At 72.7% G+C, this 16395-nt stretch carries 13 protein-coding genes; 2 read left to right on the top strand and 11 right to left on the bottom strand.

Annotated features, from left to right (window positions below; all coding sequences use genetic code 11):
- Positions 1-330 precede the first annotated feature (330 nt).
- The 4 genes from AC067U_RS19005 to AC067U_RS18990 all read right to left on the bottom strand — a co-directional run bounded on the left by AC067U_RS19005 (position 331) and on the right by AC067U_RS18990 (position 3695).
- Positions 331-648: an asparagine synthase-related protein gene (locus AC067U_RS19005; protein WP_478830880.1), complete on the bottom strand. Its 318-nt coding sequence runs from the start codon at positions 646-648 to the stop codon at positions 331-333.
- A gap of 345 nt (positions 649-993) precedes the next feature.
- Entirely contained in the window at positions 994-2556 is a 1563-nt protein-coding gene (locus AC067U_RS19000; protein WP_478830879.1) for a PH domain-containing protein, read from the bottom strand.
- Positions 2553-3053 carry a PH domain-containing protein gene (locus AC067U_RS18995; protein WP_478830878.1) on the bottom strand — a complete coding sequence of 167 codons (501 nt, stop codon included), beginning with the start codon at positions 3051-3053 and terminating at the stop codon, positions 2553-2555. Before AC067U_RS18995 ends, AC067U_RS19000 begins: the two co-directional genes overlap by 4 nt.
- Positions 3054-3110: 57 nt before the next feature.
- Positions 3111-3695 carry a hypothetical protein gene (locus AC067U_RS18990; protein WP_478830877.1) on the bottom strand — a complete coding sequence of 195 codons (585 nt, stop codon included), beginning with the start codon at positions 3693-3695 and terminating at the stop codon, positions 3111-3113.
- 176 nt (positions 3696-3871) lie between these two features.
- Here AC067U_RS18990 and AC067U_RS18985 point away from each other — a divergent pair, with 176 nt between their 5' ends.
- Together AC067U_RS18985 and AC067U_RS18980 are read left to right on the top strand one after the other, a co-directional pair.
- On the top strand, positions 3872-5134 hold the full coding sequence (locus AC067U_RS18985; protein WP_478830876.1) for a sensor histidine kinase: 1263 nt from the start codon (positions 3872-3874) through the stop codon (positions 5132-5134).
- Positions 5127-5759 carry a response regulator gene (locus AC067U_RS18980; RefSeq protein WP_478830875.1) on the top strand — a complete coding sequence of 211 codons (633 nt, stop codon included), beginning with the start codon at positions 5127-5129 and terminating at the stop codon, positions 5757-5759. Before AC067U_RS18985 ends, AC067U_RS18980 begins: the two co-directional genes overlap by 8 nt.
- 157 nt (positions 5760-5916) lie before the next feature.
- Here AC067U_RS18980 and AC067U_RS18975 read toward each other — a convergent pair whose 3' ends face one another.
- From AC067U_RS18975 to AC067U_RS18945, 7 genes are all read right to left on the bottom strand, one after another.
- Positions 5917-8970 carry a helix-turn-helix transcriptional regulator gene (locus AC067U_RS18975; RefSeq protein ID WP_478830874.1) on the bottom strand — a complete coding sequence of 1018 codons (3054 nt, stop codon included), beginning with the start codon at positions 8968-8970 and terminating at the stop codon, positions 5917-5919.
- A gap of 215 nt (positions 8971-9185) precedes the next feature.
- Positions 9186-9950 (bottom strand): thioesterase II family protein, encoded by a 765-nt coding sequence (locus AC067U_RS18970; protein WP_478830873.1) that lies wholly within the window; start codon positions 9948-9950, stop codon positions 9186-9188.
- A 244-nt stretch (positions 9951-10194) separates the two neighbouring features.
- Positions 10195-11178 (bottom strand): MASE1 domain-containing protein, encoded by a 984-nt coding sequence (locus AC067U_RS18965; protein ID WP_478830872.1) that lies wholly within the window; start codon positions 11176-11178, stop codon positions 10195-10197.
- Between the two features lie 54 nt (positions 11179-11232).
- Positions 11233-12063, bottom strand: coding sequence for a PP2C family protein-serine/threonine phosphatase (locus tag AC067U_RS18960; protein ID WP_478830871.1), 831 nt, complete (start codon positions 12061-12063; stop codon positions 11233-11235).
- Between the two features lie 351 nt (positions 12064-12414).
- Entirely contained in the window at positions 12415-13071 is a 657-nt protein-coding gene (locus tag AC067U_RS18955) for a response regulator (RefSeq protein ID WP_478830870.1), read from the bottom strand.
- Entirely contained in the window at positions 13068-14210 is a 1143-nt protein-coding gene (locus AC067U_RS18950; RefSeq protein ID WP_478830869.1) for a sensor histidine kinase, read from the bottom strand. Before AC067U_RS18950 ends, AC067U_RS18955 begins: the two co-directional genes overlap by 4 nt.
- A gap of 63 nt (positions 14211-14273) precedes the next feature.
- Positions 14274-16325: an MMPL family transporter gene (locus AC067U_RS18945; RefSeq protein WP_478830868.1), complete on the bottom strand. Its 2052-nt coding sequence runs from the start codon at positions 16323-16325 to the stop codon at positions 14274-14276.
- Positions 16326-16395: the final 70 nt, after the last annotated feature.

Raw genomic sequence — 16395 nt, 5'->3', positions numbered from 1 at the left:
CGCGCGCTCCATCAATCCGTGCAGAGAAAACCGGGGATCGGTCATGACCCTGGCACGGAGATGTCCCGGCAGAAACCCCTATCGGCCCCCTAGGAGCCCCTATTCCGATAACACCCGATAATCCACTGCACAGGCGGGTGCGACCGCATCATAATGGCCTCGGAATGCGGAATCGGCAAGAATTCCGGGGGACTTCCCGGAACTTCCTGGAACATCCCCGGACTCGCGGGGACTTCGCGGGACCTCGCGGGACTTCGCGACCTGCCGCGGAAAGCGCGATGCGGGCCGGCGGGGTCGTCCCCGCCGGCCCGCACGGGGCCGGGCGTGCCGCTACATGCGGATGTCGGGCCGGTAGACGTCCAGCCGGATCGCGGTGTCGAGGGTCCGTTCCAGGCCGTTGCGGGCGGCCGGGGTCAGGCTCTCGGGGGCGGCGGTGACGGTCTCGGCCAGCCAGTCCCGGCTGACGATCCCGAAGACGGGGCCGTCCTCGCCGATCAGGTGCTTGGCGCTCTCCTGGAGCGCCTCGGCGTAGCGCCAGTCCCGGACGACGGGGTAGGGGCTCTTGGTGCGTTCCCGCACGGACCGCGGCAGGAGGTCCGCGGTGGCTCCGCGCAGGAGGCTCTTCTCCCGGCCGTCGTACGTCTTCATCGACCACGCGTGTTGTAGACGTACTCGACGAGGCGGTGCGGCGAAGGTGTACAAGGGCAGGCCCTCGGTGGCGCGGTGCCGGGCGGCGAGCCCGGTGATGGCGCTTGAGTCGAGGCCGCCGGACAGCAGGACGCAGGTGGGACGTCGGCGACGAGCTGCCGGGCGACGGTGTCGTCGAGGAGTTCCCGGATCCGCTCCACGGTGGTGTCCAGGTCGTCGGTGTGCTCGCCTCCCGGTGGCCTGTCAAGACAGTACGGGGAAGCAAAGGGGAAACGGAAGAAGCGGAGGGGCGGTCCCGTGGGAGCGCCCCTCCGCCGGGGGGGGAGCAGGACTGTGCGGGCCGGGCTACCGGCTGCCGGCCGTGGTGCGGGGATGCCGTTCGAGGAACGGGGCGAGCAGGTCCGGGACCGCTTCTTCCGCGAGCGCCAGGCCGTCCGTGACCGACACGTCCCGCACCTTGTAGACGCCGTTCCCGGCGGCGGTGGCTGCGCCCAGGGTGAGCAGGCCGGCCCGGCGCTGGAAGAACGAGCGGGTGATCGACCAGCCGATGATGCCGTCGCGCTGGAGGGCGGCGGTACGGCGGGTGAAGGTGCCGGACCGGGTGACCAGGTAGCGGCCGTGCACGGCGTGCCCGAGGTTGCGGTAGGCGTCGAACGCCAGGGCCGTGCCCGCGGCGAGCAGGAGCAGCCCGGTGATCCAGCCGGCGTGCACCAGCACGGGGGTGAGCCACAGGCCGGTACCGACGAGCGGCGCCGCGGCCAGGGCCGACCAGAGGAGGGCGCGGTTGATCCTGCGGCGCAGGGCCACGCGGGGGTGCGGGGCGAGCACGGCGGCGGTGGTCGGGGCGGTGGTCTCGCCCAGGACGTCGGCGGCGACCCGGCGGGCCAGCGCCAGCGGTACGGGCGGAGTGAGCCTGCTGCGGCTGCTGTTCTCGTCCTCGTCCCCGAGGCCGCTCGCGACGGCCTTCAGGCGGGCGCCGCCGGCCCAGCGCAGCAGCATCGGCTCGGCCACCTCGGCGCCGCGCAGCCGCTGTTCCTCGATGCTGACGGAGCGGGTGATCAGCAGGCCGCGGCGGACCCGCAGCATGCCCGGCTCCTCCCGGTCCAGGCGGTAGCCGCCCCAGCCCTCGATGAAGGTGGCGGTCGAGCCGGCGACTCCGACGAGGACGATGACGAGGACGGTGACGAGGATGCCGTACCACAGGGGCACGGAGCCGAAGCGGTCCTGGAGGTCCTTGACGATGCCGAGTTCCAGGGGGTCGATCTTCATCTCGTGCAGGGTGCGGTAGACGCTGCCGACGGCGATGAAGACGCCGCCGACGCCCCAGAGGGTCAGCGGCGCGTACCGCAGCCAGGCCCAGTCGAGTTCGGCGAGGGTGGGGTCGGTGTCCGCTCCGGAGTGCCGCACGCCCTGTGCGGCCCGCCGGAGTTCGGTCAGCCGGCGGCCCAGCTCGGCCGCGTCCGCCGTGCTCAGGCCGTCCAGGGACAGGCCGCCGTCGGAGCTGCCCTGGTCGCCGGTGCTGACCTTGAGGGAGGTCAGGCCGAAGATCCTGTGCAGGGGTTTGGCGGTCAGGTCGACGCTGCGGATGCGGTCGGCGGGAACGGAGCGCTCGCTGCGGAAGAACCGGCCCTTGTGGACCTCCACCCGGTCGGCGGTGACCCGGTAGCGGGTGGTGGCGAGCCGCATCAGGCTGATGCCGGCGATGGCCAGGCAGGTGATCAGGAGCGAGCCCAGCGTGATCAGGATCTGGAGGTTGATCCGGCCGCCGTTGAGGAGGAGGGCCGCGCCGAAGGTGGCCAGCGGCGTACCGATCACACTCAGGTTGACCAGGAGCAGGCGGGGGTTGAGGCGTCCCCACTCGTCGTCCGGTGTGCCGGTCCGGGCGGGCACGGCGGTGTCCGAGGTCATGTGGCGTCTCCCGGTACGGCCTGGGTGGACGTGGTGAGCTGCTCCACGAGTTCGGCGGCCGTCCGGTGCTCCAGGCCCTTGATCTTCACGGCGCCGGAGGAGGATGCGCTGGTGACGGTGATCCCGGAGAGGCCGAACATCTGCTGGAGGGGGCCGCGGAGGAGGTCCACGGTCTGGATGCGGGAGAGGGGTACCACCCGCCAGCGCTGCCAGAGCCAGCCCGAGGCGGCGTAGACGGCCTCGTCGGTCGTCTCCCAGCGGTGCACGCGGTAGCGCCAGAGGGGCATGACGCCCATGTACAGCAGTCCCGGCACGAGCGTGCCGAGGAACAGCCAGACGAAGACGAACCGGGCCGGGGGGATGGACAGGTAGAGGATGCCGAACACGAGCGGCAGCGGCAGGGCGAACAGGGAGGACTGGAGGGTCCACCAGCCGATCGCACGCTTCTCGACCCGGTTGCGAGGCGGACGGAGCCTCAGTTCTGTGTTGTGTACCACTGCTTCACCCTAGTTCGTTGATGATCTTGGACCGGCTTCGGTCGGACCTGCCCGGCGTCACGGCAGGCCGGCCGTGCGGCGGGGCGTCTCCCCGGCCGTCTCGTCCGTCGTGCCGCGGGCCGGGCCGCCGGCCGTACGGCCGGCCGCGCGCACCCCGTGCGACCGGGACAGCAGGACCGCCGTACGGGCCGCCACCGCCGACACCGACATCAGGGCGAGTGCGCTCACGAGCACGTCAGCGCCGCTGAGTTGGTAGTCGGAGGTGAACCGGTCGAGGCGCGCGGCGTACCAGTGCTCGCTGCCGTACGCGAAGAGGACCTGGACGGTGGAGAGGAGGACCCACGCCGCCGCGTGGGCGGGTCCGCCGGTGCTGCGGGCCTCTCCCGCTCCGTCCCGGTGGACGGAGAGCAGGGAGCCCGCCACGAGTCCGCAGATGCCGCCCACACCGATGCCGGCGAGGTGCAGCGACGGGTCGTTCCCCGCCGTGGGGAAGGAGTCTACGCACCCCAGGGCGGCGGCGACAGCCACCAGCATGGGGGTTGCCGTCCTCACCGCGGTGACGCGGCGGTTGCCGGAATCCGTCGCGAGGACGGACACCAGGACCGACCCACAGGTGATGAGTGCCGCCGTGAACTGACCCACGTGCCCTGACCTGCCCCTTTCCACATCCTCCCGGTACTCCCCGGGTTCCGTTCGCGGTTCTCCTTCCGCTGACTCCAACGTAGGTCCGCGGGGAGGACGCGGGTGCCGACCGATCGGTGGGACCGGCTGTCCACCGATCGACGGACACCGGCGGACCTCGTGGTAGGACTGGTGCCGTGCACATACACACTGAGGAGGAGGTGGAGGACCCGCGCACGGCCGCACACCACGGACCCGACTCGGGGAGCCGCTGGTTCGGCCTGTGGGACGGCTACTTCGCCATCTCCTACCTCGTCACCGTCATCCTGCTGTTCACCTCGGACGAGGACCAGGGCCACCGGGCCTTCGCCATCGGCGCGCTGACGCTGATCGTGCCCTGGTACGCCGGTGTCGGCCGGAGACCGATGGTCCTGCGGACCAAGGGCCGGCGCAACACCGTCTTCTCCGCGGGCCTGTTCCTGCTCTTCGCCGTCTCCAGCACCCTCGACCTCGCGGGTTCCTTCGCCCTGTTCGCGGTGGTCCCCATGCTCATGATGAGCATGCCGATGCCGCCGGCGATCGTCCTCGTGGTCGTCGCCAACCTGTGGCCGGTGACGGTGGTGTGGCTGCGCGGAGGCGAGTTCGACCCGCACATCCTCTCGGTGCTGCCGATCTCGCTGCTCGGCATCGCCCTCTCGGTGCTGCTCGGGCTGTGGATCACCCGGGTGGTGCAGCAGAGCGCCGACCGGGCCGAGCTGATCACCGAACTGCGGCGCAGCCGGGAGCGCGAGGCCCTGCTGTCCCACCAGGCGGGCGTGTCCGCCGAGCGGGAGCGGCTGGCCCGGGAGATCCACGACACCCTGGCCCAGAGCCTCACCAGCATCATCGGCCTGGTGCAGGCCGCCGAGTCGGAAGTGGAGGACAACCCCGAACGGGCGCGCAGCCGGCTCGGACTGGCCGGCCGGGTCGCCAAGGACAGCCTCGCCGAGGCCCGCGGCTTCGTCTCCGCCCTCACCCCGCCCGCCCTCCGGGAGAGTTCGCTGGTGCAGGCCGTACGGCGGCAGGCGGACCTGCTGCAGGAGGAGACCGGGCTCGCGGTGCGGTGCACGGCACGGGGCGAGGAGCAGCCGCTGCCGATGGCGGTGAGCGTGGTGCTGCTGCGGACGGCACAGGAGGCGTTCGCCAACGTGCGCAAGCACGCCCGGGACGCCCGTAGGGTGGAGGTGCTGGTGGCGTACGTGCCGGACGCGGTACGGCTCGTGGTCCGCGACGACGGCGCGGGCTTCGACACGGACGGCGAGTGGGACGGATTCGGGCTCCGTGGAATGCGGGCCCGGGTGGAGGAGATCGGCGGAATGGCGCAGGTCAGCAGCGGCCCCGGAGAGGGCACGCTCATCGAGGTGATGGTGCCGTGCGGGGGCGGCACGGGTGCCGGGACGCAGGAGCCGGCCGATGGCTGAGCACGTGCCGGTGCGGGTACTGCTCGCCGACGACCACCCGGTGGTCCGCGAGGGCCTGTCCGCCATGCTGGAACTGGACCGGGACATCGAGGTCGTGGGACAGGCCGGCTCGGGCGAGGAGGCCGTGCTCCAGGCCGCCCGGCTGAGGCCGGACATCGTCCTCCTGGACCTGCGCATGGGCGCGATGGACGGGGTGGCCGCGACCGGGCACATCCTGCGGGAACTGCCGCGGACGAAGGTGGTCATCGTCACCACCTACGAGGACGACGCCGACATCCTGCGCGCGGTGGAGGCCGGCGCGGCGGGCTACCTGCTCAAGGGCAGTTCGCGGGAGGAACTGGTGCACGCGGTGAAGGCGGCGGCGCGCGGAGAGACGGTCCTGACGCCGTCGCTGGCGCCCAAGCTGTTCCGGGCCCGGGTGGCGGAACCGCCGGTGCTGTCCGAGCGGGAGCGGGAGGTGCTCCAGCTCGTACGGCAGGGCCTGACCAACGCGGACATCGGGCGCCGGCTGTTCATCGGCGAGGCCACGGTGAAGACGCACCTGCTGCGGTCGTTCAAGAAGCTGTCGGTGTCGGACCGGACCGCCGCCGTGATGGCGGCTCTGGAGCGCGGGCTGCTGTCCTGAGGCCGGCGGGGCGGCGGGGCCGCGGGCAGGGGCGGCGGACGGGGGCGGCGGGCCGGGGCCGGCACGAAGGAGCAGGCCCGTCCGGGACGGACCCCGGCCCGCCCCACCCTGCCCCGGCCGGGCCGGCCCGGACCCCGGCCGCACCCCCTGCGCACCCCTACGCGATGCCCGGCAGGCTCAGGTCCCACAGCCGGGCGGGCAGGTCGCGGCGCCGCTTGACCTGGAGCTTGCGGTAGATCCGGGTCAGGTGCTGCTCGACCGTGGAGACGGTGACGTACAGCTTGGTGGCGATCTCCCGGTTGGTGTGGCCGCGTGCGGCGAGCAGGGCGACCCGGGCTTCCGCCTCGGACAGCACCTCGGCCTCGCGGGGCGCTTCCGTCTCACGGCCGGGCACGGCGACCGCGACCGGCTCGCCGTCGCCCTGGCCGGGGGTGAACTCCTGGCACAACGGCTGCGCCCCGCAGGACTTGGCGACGTGCCAGGCCTTGCGCACGAGCATCCGGGCCCGGTTGAAGTCGCCGGCGGCACGGTGTGCGCTGCCCAGCTCCCCCAGCGCCCTGGCCAGTTGCAGGCGGTCATCGCCCTGTTCCAGGATCTCCACGGCCTCGGTGAGCCGCTTCATCCGGTAGGCGAGGTCACCGCTGGTGCGGGCCAGCGCGTACAGCAGCGACCCCCGCGGCCGGCTGCCGGCCGGGCCCGCCTCGCGCTGCCGCTGCTGCTCGACGTACTCCCGGGCGCGGGGCACGTTGCCCAGGGCCAGCCAGGCCTCGGCGGCGTCCAGCCGCCACGGCACCAGCTCCACTCCGTCCATGCCCCAGGCCTGCATCAGCTCCCCGCAGGTGAGGAAATCGCGCAGGGCGGCGTGGAAGCGCCCGGTGGCGAGGTGGGCGCGGCCGCGGGCCCGGAGGTAGTGCAGCCCTATCTGCGATTCCAGCATCGTCTCGGGAACCGGCTGTTCGAGCAGGCTCATCGCCTCGTCGAGGTTGCCCATCCGGGTCTCGGCCTCGATCAGGACGGCCAGCGGCAGGGCGATCCCCACGCCCCAGCACGGGACGGAGATCAGTGACATGGCCCGGCGCGCCTGGGCGGCCGCGCCCGGCAGATCGCCCTGCCGGAGGGCCGTCTCGGCCCGGACCGCGCCGAGGACGGCCTGCCAGGTCGGCGCGTTGCGGGTGGCGCACTCGCCGAGCAGCCGGTCGGTCCAGGTCAGGGCGAGGTCGAGGCGGCCGGCGTAGACGAGGGCGAGCACGGCCATGACGAGGGGGGTGAGGGTGCGGTCGCTGAGGTGGTAGCGCTGCAGCACCCGGGTGGCTTCGGCGACGGCCGCCTCGCCCTGGCCTCCGCGCAGCGCGGTCCGTACCGCCTCGGCGGCGGGTACGTGCGCGTCGTCGGGCAGGTCGTAGGGGGCTGCGGCACCGGTGCCGTGGGCGGGCGCGCCGGCGGCCGGCGGGTGCGGGTCACCGTCCCGGAGGTGTTCGGGTCGTCCGGAAGTGGTGAACACGGCCGCGACCGGGGGGCTCACCGCCGACAACCAGTTCTGTGCGGCGGCGAGGGTGCCGGTGTCGTAGGCGAACGGCTGGTCGGCGGCGCGGGCCTGGCGGGCTGCGGTCTGCAGGCCGCGCACCGCCTCGGCGGCCTGCCGTGCCTCTCCCATCCAGGCCAGGCAGGTCACGGCGTGGAGGAGGTCGCGGTCGGTGAGCCGGCCGGCGCGGAACTCCCGGGACAGCTGGCGCAGATGGCTCTCCGCGGCGACCGGGCTGCTGCGCCAGACGATGCTCACCAGGCGGGATTTGAGCGCCGTGCGGCGGGAGCCGTCGGGGCAGGAGTCGACGGCCAGTTCCCCGCAGCGCAGGGCGAGTTCGGGGTCGTCGTCGACGAGGGCGTACTCGGCGGCGTCCTGCAGGACGGGGATCGCCCAGTCCTCCGCGGAAGTACGGGTGGCGAGCAGGTGCCGGGCCACGTCGAGCGCGGCCGCCCCCTCCTGGTGCAGCAGACCGGCGGCACGCCGGTGGAGGGCGGAGAGCTCGCCGGGCGGGGTGGCGGCCAGGACGGCGTCGCGGGTGGCGGTCTGCCGGAAGGCGCCGTCCTGCAGGAGGCCGCACCGGTTCAGGTCCTGGACGGCCAGTTCGACGGTCTTGACGTGGATGCCGCTCACCCGGCTGAGCAGGGCGGGCACGGAGGCGTCACCGAGGACGGCGATGCCCCGGGCGACGGCCACCGTCTCGGGGTCGCCCCGGTGGAGGCAGTCCAGCGCGGCGCGTTCGAAGGTCTCGGCGGGGACCAGCGGCTGGAACGGCTCGCTGTCGCCGAGGGCGGTCACGCCGTCCTCCAGCAGGGCCTTGACCAGCAGCGGGTTTCCGCCGGTGGCCGCCTGGCAGTCGGCGGACAGCCGCTGGGCGGCTGCGGTGGAGAAGCGTTCGGCGAGGATCCGGCCGGTGCCGTCGGCGCTGAGCAGGGGGAGCCGGATGCTGGTGCAGTTGGGCTGGCGCTGCAGCTCGGCGTGGAAGGCGAGCTGGGCCGGCTGCAGGCGTACCGCCTCGGTGAGCACGATCAGGACGCCGGCCTGGCGGACCCGCCGGGCGAGGCAGAGCAGGAAGGCGCGGGAGAGTTCGTCGCCGAGGTGGACGTCGTCGACCGCGATGACGAGGGTGCGGTCGCGGGCTATGCGCAGCAGCGAGGCGCAGACGTGCGGCAGCACCCGCATGCCCGCCTCGAGGCCGGCCGCGGTGTCCGCGTCCACCGTGTCGCCACCGGTGTACGGGTGGCTGCCGGGGTGTCCGGCGGCCGGGTGTCCGGGGGGCTGGTATCCGGGTGCCGGGTATCCGGGGAGCTCGTAGCCGGTGGCCGGATGTCCGGGGGGCCGGAATCCGGCCTGGTGGCCCGCGGCCGGGTCGGGGGTGAGGGCGGGGGCACTCACGGCGTCGAGCAGTGCGGTGGCCTCGGCGTGGACGGCGGGGTCCAGGGGTGCGGCGCTGTCCAGGATCCGGCGCAGGATGCCGAAGGGGAGTCGGCGTTCGGCGCGGGATCCCGCCGCTTCCAGGACCAGCGTCCCTTCGGAGAGCGCGTGTTCGGTGAAGCGTGCCAGCAGGGTCGTCTTCCCGCCGGCGATGGGCCCGCTGATGACGGCGACGCGTCCGCGGCCCCGGTGGGCGCTGCCGAGCAGTCCGCCCAGCGTGTCCCACTCCTTCTCACGCTCGACCAGTGTTGCCACTGCGGCGTTTCCTTCCCCCTGGCTGCCTGAGCTTGCCCTGCACTGCACTGCGTCGTGCCTCCTCGCGCTCCGCCGGGCGGGCGGGGTGGTTCTGGGGCGGTCCGGGCGGGGCCGGCCCCTCCGTGCGGGAAGGTGGCCGGCCCGGCCCCGGAAAACCCTGGTGTCCGTTCGCCGCCGGGCCCGCCGTCGGTCATGCGGCGGGCCAGGCGCGCGGCTCAGCCCCGGTGGGCTGCCGCCGCGAGCTTCTCGGAAATGATCTTCAGGATCTGCGCCTGTTGCTGGGCGAGGAAGAAATGACCACCAGGGAAACCGCGGATGTCGAACTCGCCCAGGGTGTGTCCTTCCCAGGCTTCCGCTTCTTCCCGGCTGGTTCGCGGGTCCGACTCACCCGTGAGCACGGTGATCGGGGCATTCACGGTGTCGTCGGCCGCGGCACGGTAATTCTCGATCGCGGTGTAGTCGCTCCGGATGGCGGGGAGCACCATGCGGAGGATCTCCTCGTCGCCGAGAATCGCCGCGTCCGTTCCACTGAGCTCGCGCATTTCGGCCACGATGCCGTCGTCGTCGCGCAGGTGCACGGTTTCGGGGCGGAAGCTCGACGGTGAACGCCGCCCGGACGCGAAGACACGGACGGGGGTGATGCCGTGGTCGCGTTCGAGACGACGCGTCACCTCGAAGGCGAGGACGGCGCCCATGCTGTGGCCGAAAAGCGCGGTCGGCCGGTCCAGCCAGGGCACGAGTGCGCTGGTGAGGGCGTCGGCGTAGACATGGATGTCGGTGATCCCGGGTTCGTGCCGGCGGTCCTGCCGCCCCGGGTACTGCACGGCGAGGACGTCCACCTCCGGCGCCAGGGCCCGGGACACCGGGAAGTAGAAGGAGGCGGATCCGCCGGCGTGCGGCAGGCAGACCAGTCGTATCGGGCTTTCGTCCGCGGCGTGATAGCGGCGGATCCAGCCATCGGCATTCTGCTTGTCGATCAAGGGGATGAAAACTCCGTGTTCCGGTCCGGACGCAGCCGACGGGTTCGGGAATCCGGACCCATTCGCTGCTTCCGCACGCGCGTTCCGTTGCCCCATGTCTAGCAGAGTGATCAGGCGGCCAGTACCCCTACGTTGAACCCCTATGACAAACCCTTGACCACCTCTTGACGGCCGGAAATCACTGGATGACGGCCGGATGCACCCGGCTCGTTTCCGCGACCGCCGGAAGTGCCCCACCGGGGTGTCAGGGCGGGGGACGGTCCTCGGGCGGGTCGTCGTAGGACTCGGGCCGCGGCTCCATCCGGGCCACCATCTCCGCGAGCCGCGCACAGACCAGTTTGATCTCCTCGTACGTTCTGTCGCGTTCGGTGATGACGGCCGCGAGGAGGAGGGCCGTCAGCGCCGTCGTGCCGTTGAAGGCCTGGAGCGTGACCATGGTGGCGAAGACGTCCTCGCCGACGAACGGGCCCCTGTCGCCGGCGGCCGCCAGGATCGCCAGCGTCGACACCGCGAGCGCGCACGGCGCAGCGCCGGGCAGCCGGAAACGGAAGGCCGCCCAGATCAAGAACGGCGAGACGAGGAAGAGCAGGTTCGAATCGGGCGTGCGCGTCACCCAGAGCGTGACGAGAACCGTACCGAGCGCCAGCACCGCCGCCTCGAACCATCGGCCGGGTCCGGCCGACGACGGCCACCGGGCCTTGCGCAGCACGAGCAGGAAGGGGGTGACGACGAGGATTCCCATCGCGTCACCGGTCCACCACACCGACCAGGTCGGCCAGAAGTCGCTGGTATCCAGTGCTCCGGAGAGGACCAGTACGCCGCTTCCGATGGTTGAACTGATCAACATCCCGGCGAGCGCGCCGAGGAAGACCAGTGCCAGGACGTCCCGCAGGCGGTCCAGCTCGGTTCTGAAGGCGGCTCCGCGCAGCATCAGACAGGCGCAGACCGGCGCCAGGGTGTTGCTCGCGGTGATGGCCAGTACGGAGATCAACGACGGCCCGAGGAACACGTTGACCAGGAACGCACCCAGCGCGATGCCCGGCCAGACGCGCAGCCCCAGCACGAGCAGACCGGCCAGCGCAACGCCGGTCGGCGGCCACAGGGGGGTGACCTGGTCACGCACCAGCTGCAGCTGAAGGCCGATCCGGGCGGCCCCGTAGTAGGCGGCTGCGAGGGCGAGAAGGCACAGAACGGTGGACCCGTAACGACCCGCTTCCGTGCTGCGCACGACAGCAGTGTGCGCTCGGATCCGGCCACCGGCGACCGCAGCGGGGCTCACCGGTCAGGCCGGCTCCTGCGGGCCGTCCCAACGGAGGACGAGGACTGCGGCATCGTCGCGGTGTCCCGTCAGGTCGGCCACTTTGACGACGGCGGAGGCCAGTACGTCGGGATCGGCGTCGAAGCCGGCGCGCACCAGTTTGACCACCTCGGCCAGACCCGAATCCATCGGGTACTGCGGGCCTTCCACCACTCCGTCGGTGAGCAGCACGAGAACCCCTGCCTCCGTCAGCCGCCGGTGGGTCACCGGATACCGCTCACCCGGCACGATGCCGAGCGGCGGCCCGCCGCGGTCGAGTGCTATGCCGTAGCGGCCTCCGGCGGTGGCCCAGACCATCGGGACATGGCCGGCCCTGGAGTCCGTCAGATCGCGACTGACCAGGTCGAAGCGCAGGAAGGAGCACGTCGCGAAGCGGCCGCACCCCATGGCGATCAGCAGATCGTTGGCGCGGCCCAGCACCTGACGGGTGTCGCTCGTCGCCTGTGCGAGGGCGCGCAGGCTGGTACGCACCTGCCCCATGAAGGCGATCGCCTCCACATCGTGGCCCTGCACATCGCCGACGGTGAGCCCCAGTGACCCGTCGTGCATGACGAAGGCGTCGTACCAGTCGCCGCCCACGTCCAGACCGCCCCGGGACGGCGCGTACCTGGCTGCCAGATGCAGCCCGGGCAGCCTCGGCAGCCGGGGCGGCAGCATGTGCCGCTGCAGGGCCACGGCCAGCTCGACCCTGGCCCGCTGGTACTCGATCCGTTCCAGGGCCTGGTCGACGAGCTGTCCGAGTGCGCCCAGGAGTTCCTCGACACTGTCGGGCGGCTCAGGACGGGGTCCGGGCATGACGGCTCCTGGCTCTCCCGCAGCCTCCTCACCTCACCCTAGCCGCTCCGCTGCCGCACGCCTCCACAGAGGTCGAACGGGGCCGGGGCCGCTGCCGGAAGCGGCCCCGGGCGTGATCAGGGCGCCGGGGTCGGGACCGACCCGGTCCGGGGCGCGCGGTACGGCCGCAGGGCGCCGTTCGTCGATCACCGTGGACGGCGGAAGCGCCACGGGCGGGAGGCTGATCCGGCCGAGCGCACCCGAGGAGTGTCGGCCACGGGGCGACGCGCCACGGGCCGGTCCACCCGGTCGTCGGCGGCCCGGCGGGGCTGCCGCTGCCCGCCGGACTCGGCCGGCGCGGCGGGAAGGCGGTCAGCCGCCCGGTCGGACCAGTCCCGACTCGTAGGCGATGATGACCAGTTGGGCCCGGTCCCGGGCGGCCAGCTTTCCCATGATCCGGCTGACGTGAGTCTTCGCCGTGAGGGGCGAGAGGCCCAGTGCCTCCGCGATCTCGCTGTTGTTCAGCCCCCGGCCCACCAGGACGAGGACCTCGCGTTCGCGGTCCGAGAGACCGTCCGGGCCGCCCGTCGCCGGGGCTTCGGGGAGCGCCAGGGCACGGGCTATCAGCCGGGACGTCGGACCGGGCGACAGCAGGGCCTCCCCGGCCGCGACCGTGCGGATCGCGGCGAGGAGTTCCGCCGGATGGATGTCCTTGACGACGAAGCCCGACGCACCCGCCCGTAGCGCCTGCATCACGTGTTCGTCGGTGTCGTAGGTGGTGAGGACCAGCACCTTCACCCCGGCCAGGTCCTCGTCGGCGGCGATCAGCCGGGTGGCTCCGATGCCGTCGAGCTCGGGCATCCGGACGTCCATGACCACCAGGTCCGCCCTGGCCGAACGGGCCAGCTCCACGGCCTCCCTGCCGTTGGCCGCCTGACCCACGACCTCCATGTCCGGCGCCGATTCGACGAGCATGGCGAACGACGCCCGGACGAGCGTCTGGTCGTCCGCGAGCAGAACCCGGATCACACCGTCACCTCTCCCGCCACGAGCGGCAGCGCCGCCGTGACCTCGAAACCCCCGCCGTCGCGCGGCCCCGCGCTCAGTGTGCCGCCCACGCTCCTGGCCCGCTCCCGCATCCCGAGGATCCCGTACCCGGAGCCGGCCGTTCCGCCGGGCGTGGTACCGCCGTTGGTCACCCGTACCGTCAGCACCTCCTCCTCCAGCCCGACGTCGACCCGCACCTCCGCACCGGGTGCCCCGTGCCGCACGGCGTTGGTCAGGGACTCCTGCACGATCCGGTACGCCGCCGCGCCCACCGCCGCCGGGACCTTCGCCGCTCCCGTCCGTACCGTCAGGTCCGCGCCCGAGGGCCGTACGAGATCGGGCAGCGAGGCCAGGTCCGGCAGCGGGCCCTCCGGTGAGGCCCGCAGTACGTCCAACGTCGTGCGCACCTCGGAGCGGGCTTCGCGGCAGGTCTCGGCGATGCCGTCGAGCGCCCGGGCGAGGGCCTCCCGGTCGAGCCGGTCGGGGTCGGCGACCAGGACGTGCGCGGCGACCGAGGTCTGCACACCGATGAGGGTGATCGAGTGCGCGAGGAGGTCGTGCAGGTCCCTGGCTATCCGCAGCCGCTCTTCGGCGACCTTGCGCTCCGCCTCGCGCTCCGCGCGCTCCAGCACTCCCGCGACCAGCTGCCGGTAGAGCCGGATGCTGGCGCCGAAGACGAGCATGGCGATCACCCAGCCGGAGACCCTCAGCAGCTCCACCGTCTCGTGGGGGTTGACGAGGAGCTGGATGGTGAGGGTGACGGACGTGACCGAGAGCCCCACGATCATCGTGCGCCTCGGCCGGCCGGTGGACGCGACGGTGTACAGCGCGGTCATCGAGGCCGGGATCGGCGCCAGGTGCATGTAGTCGAGCGCGTGGTACGGGGCGACACAGGCCACCACGGCGAGCAGCACCGGCATGGGCGCCTTGCGCCGCCATGCCAGCGGGACGTGCGCGGCGAACAGCAGCGCCCAGCCGAGGGCGTCCGGACGACGGCCGTCGTCGACGGTCAGCGCGAGCACCGCCGCGAGGACCGCGAAGACGGCCGCGACCGAGGCGTCACAGCGCACCGGGTACGGTGCGGCCTGCGGGTCGCGGGTGAAGGCCGCGGCGAAGTCCATGGTGTCCATCCTCCCTGAGGGCGGGGGCTCCTGACAGTCCGGGGAGCCCCCGTCCGGCCCCGTTCAGATCCGTACGGGCTCGCGCTCGGCGCCCGAACCGGCCCTCGGTACGGGCTTCTTGGCCAACGGGCCCGGCCACCACACCTTCCGGCCGAGCAGCACGCTCGCGCTGGTGACGAGGTACGTGCGGACCAGGAAGGTGTCGAGCAGGACGCCGACCGCGATCACGAAGCCGAGTTCGGCCAGCTGCACCATGGGCATGTTGACCAGGACGGCGAAGGTGGCGGCGAGGACGAGCCCCGCCGAGGCGATCACCGCGCCGGTCGTGCGCAGGGCGGTCAGGGCGGCGGCGGCCGGCTCCGCACCGTCCAGGCACTCCTCGCGCATCCGGTGCATCAGGAAGATGCCGTAGTCGACGCCGAGGGCGACGAGGAAGACGAACGAGAGCAGAGCCAGACCCGGGTCGGTTCCCTCGAAGCCGAAGAGGGACTCGAAGACGAGACCGCCGATACCGAGGGCCGCGCCCCAGACGGCGACGACCGCGGCGACCAGGATCAGGGGGGCGACGAGGCTCCGCAGCAGCACGATCAGGACGAGCAGGACGACGGCGATGACGAGCGGGACGACGATGTTCCGGTCGCGGGCGTTGGTGTCCGTCAGGTCGAGCTGCTCGGCGCTGGGCCCGCCGACGTACACGCCGTCACCGAGCGCGGAGCGCAGCCCGTCGATGGTCGCGGTCTCGGCCGGTGACTGCGGCGGGTGCGCCGCGGTGACCGAGATCTCCGTCCACCCGTCCCCGCTGCGGCCCGGCTCGGCCTTCGCGACCCCGTCCGTGGCGCGCGCCGTCTCCAGCGCGCGGGAGGAGGTGGCTGTCGGGGCGACGACGGTGATGGGCTGGGTCCCCATCTCCGGGTACGCGGCGGCCAGGGTCTTCATCGCGGCGACCGCCTCCGGGGTGGAGCTGAAGGAATCCTCCTGCTTGAGGGCGCCGGGCAGGTTCAGCACGCCGAGGGCGAGGGCGGCCAGGGCGGCGGCGCCGGCGACGAGGACGGCGAGGGGCCGTCGGCCGGCCGAGGAGCCCATGGCGGCGAAGAGGGAACGGCGCGCGGTCTTCGGCTCGCTTCCGTACGCCGGGATCAGGGGCCAGAACACCCGCCGGCCGAGGACGACGAGCAGAGCGGGGAGGAGGGTCATCATCGCGAGGAGTGCGCACAGCACACCGACGGCGGCCGTGGGCCCCATCCCCCGGCTGCTGTTCATGTCGGCGGCGAGCAGGCAGAGCATGCCGAGGGCGACGGTCCCGGAGGAGGCGAGGACGGCGGGACCGCAGCCGCGCAGGGCGGCCGCCATCGCGTCGTGGGGGCGCGGGGTGCGGCGCAGTTCCTCGCGGTAGCGGGAGACGAGGAGGAGTGCGTAGTCGGTGCCCGCACCGAAGACCAGGATGGTCATGACGCCTGTGCTCTGGCCGGAGACGCTGATGTCGAAGCCCTGGTGGAGGGCGTAGGTCACGGCCATGGAGAGGTAGTCGGCGATGCCGGCGACGGCCAGCGGGACGAGCCAGAGGAAGGGGCTGCGGTAGATGACGATCAGCAGGACGGCGACCACGGCGACGGTGGTGTAGAGGAGCGGCCCGTCGAGGGACTCGTAGACCTCGCTCGCGTCCGTGGCGAGCGCGCCGGGGCCGCCCACCTCGCCGCTCACGGTCTCGCGGATGTCGTGGACGAAGGCGTCCCTGGCCTCCTCGTCCGTACCGGGCTCCGTGCTGGACACGGCGTACAGGAGCGTGGTGCCGTCCTCGGAGGGCACGGCCTGCGGCGGCGAGGTGAGCGGGTGGTCGGCGGCGACCCGGCCCACCTCCCGGGCGGCGGTCGCCCTGTCCTGCGGGGTCAGGCCGCCCTCGCGGTGGTAGACCAGCACGAGGTCGGTCGAGTCGCCGCCCGGCATCTGCTCGGTGATCTTCGCGACCCGGGTCGAGTCGGCGCTCGCGGGCAGGTAGTCGACCGCGCGGTCACGCTGTACGTCGCCGAGCTTTCCGGCGAGGGGCGCGGCGAGGGCGATCACGATCACCCACAGGGCCAGCACCCCCCAGCCGAAGATCCTCTTACGGCCCTCCATCGGCCTTCCCTTCGTCGGTCCTGATCGGGTCGGTTCCAGACTCTCCCCACCGGGAGGCCGGTTCGTCGCT

The sequence above is a fragment of the Streptomyces sp. NPDC043853 genome, assembly GCF_056436025.1.
The sequence above is the reverse complement of the archived record's forward strand: the minus strand, read 5'-3'. Positions and strand labels throughout refer to the sequence as shown.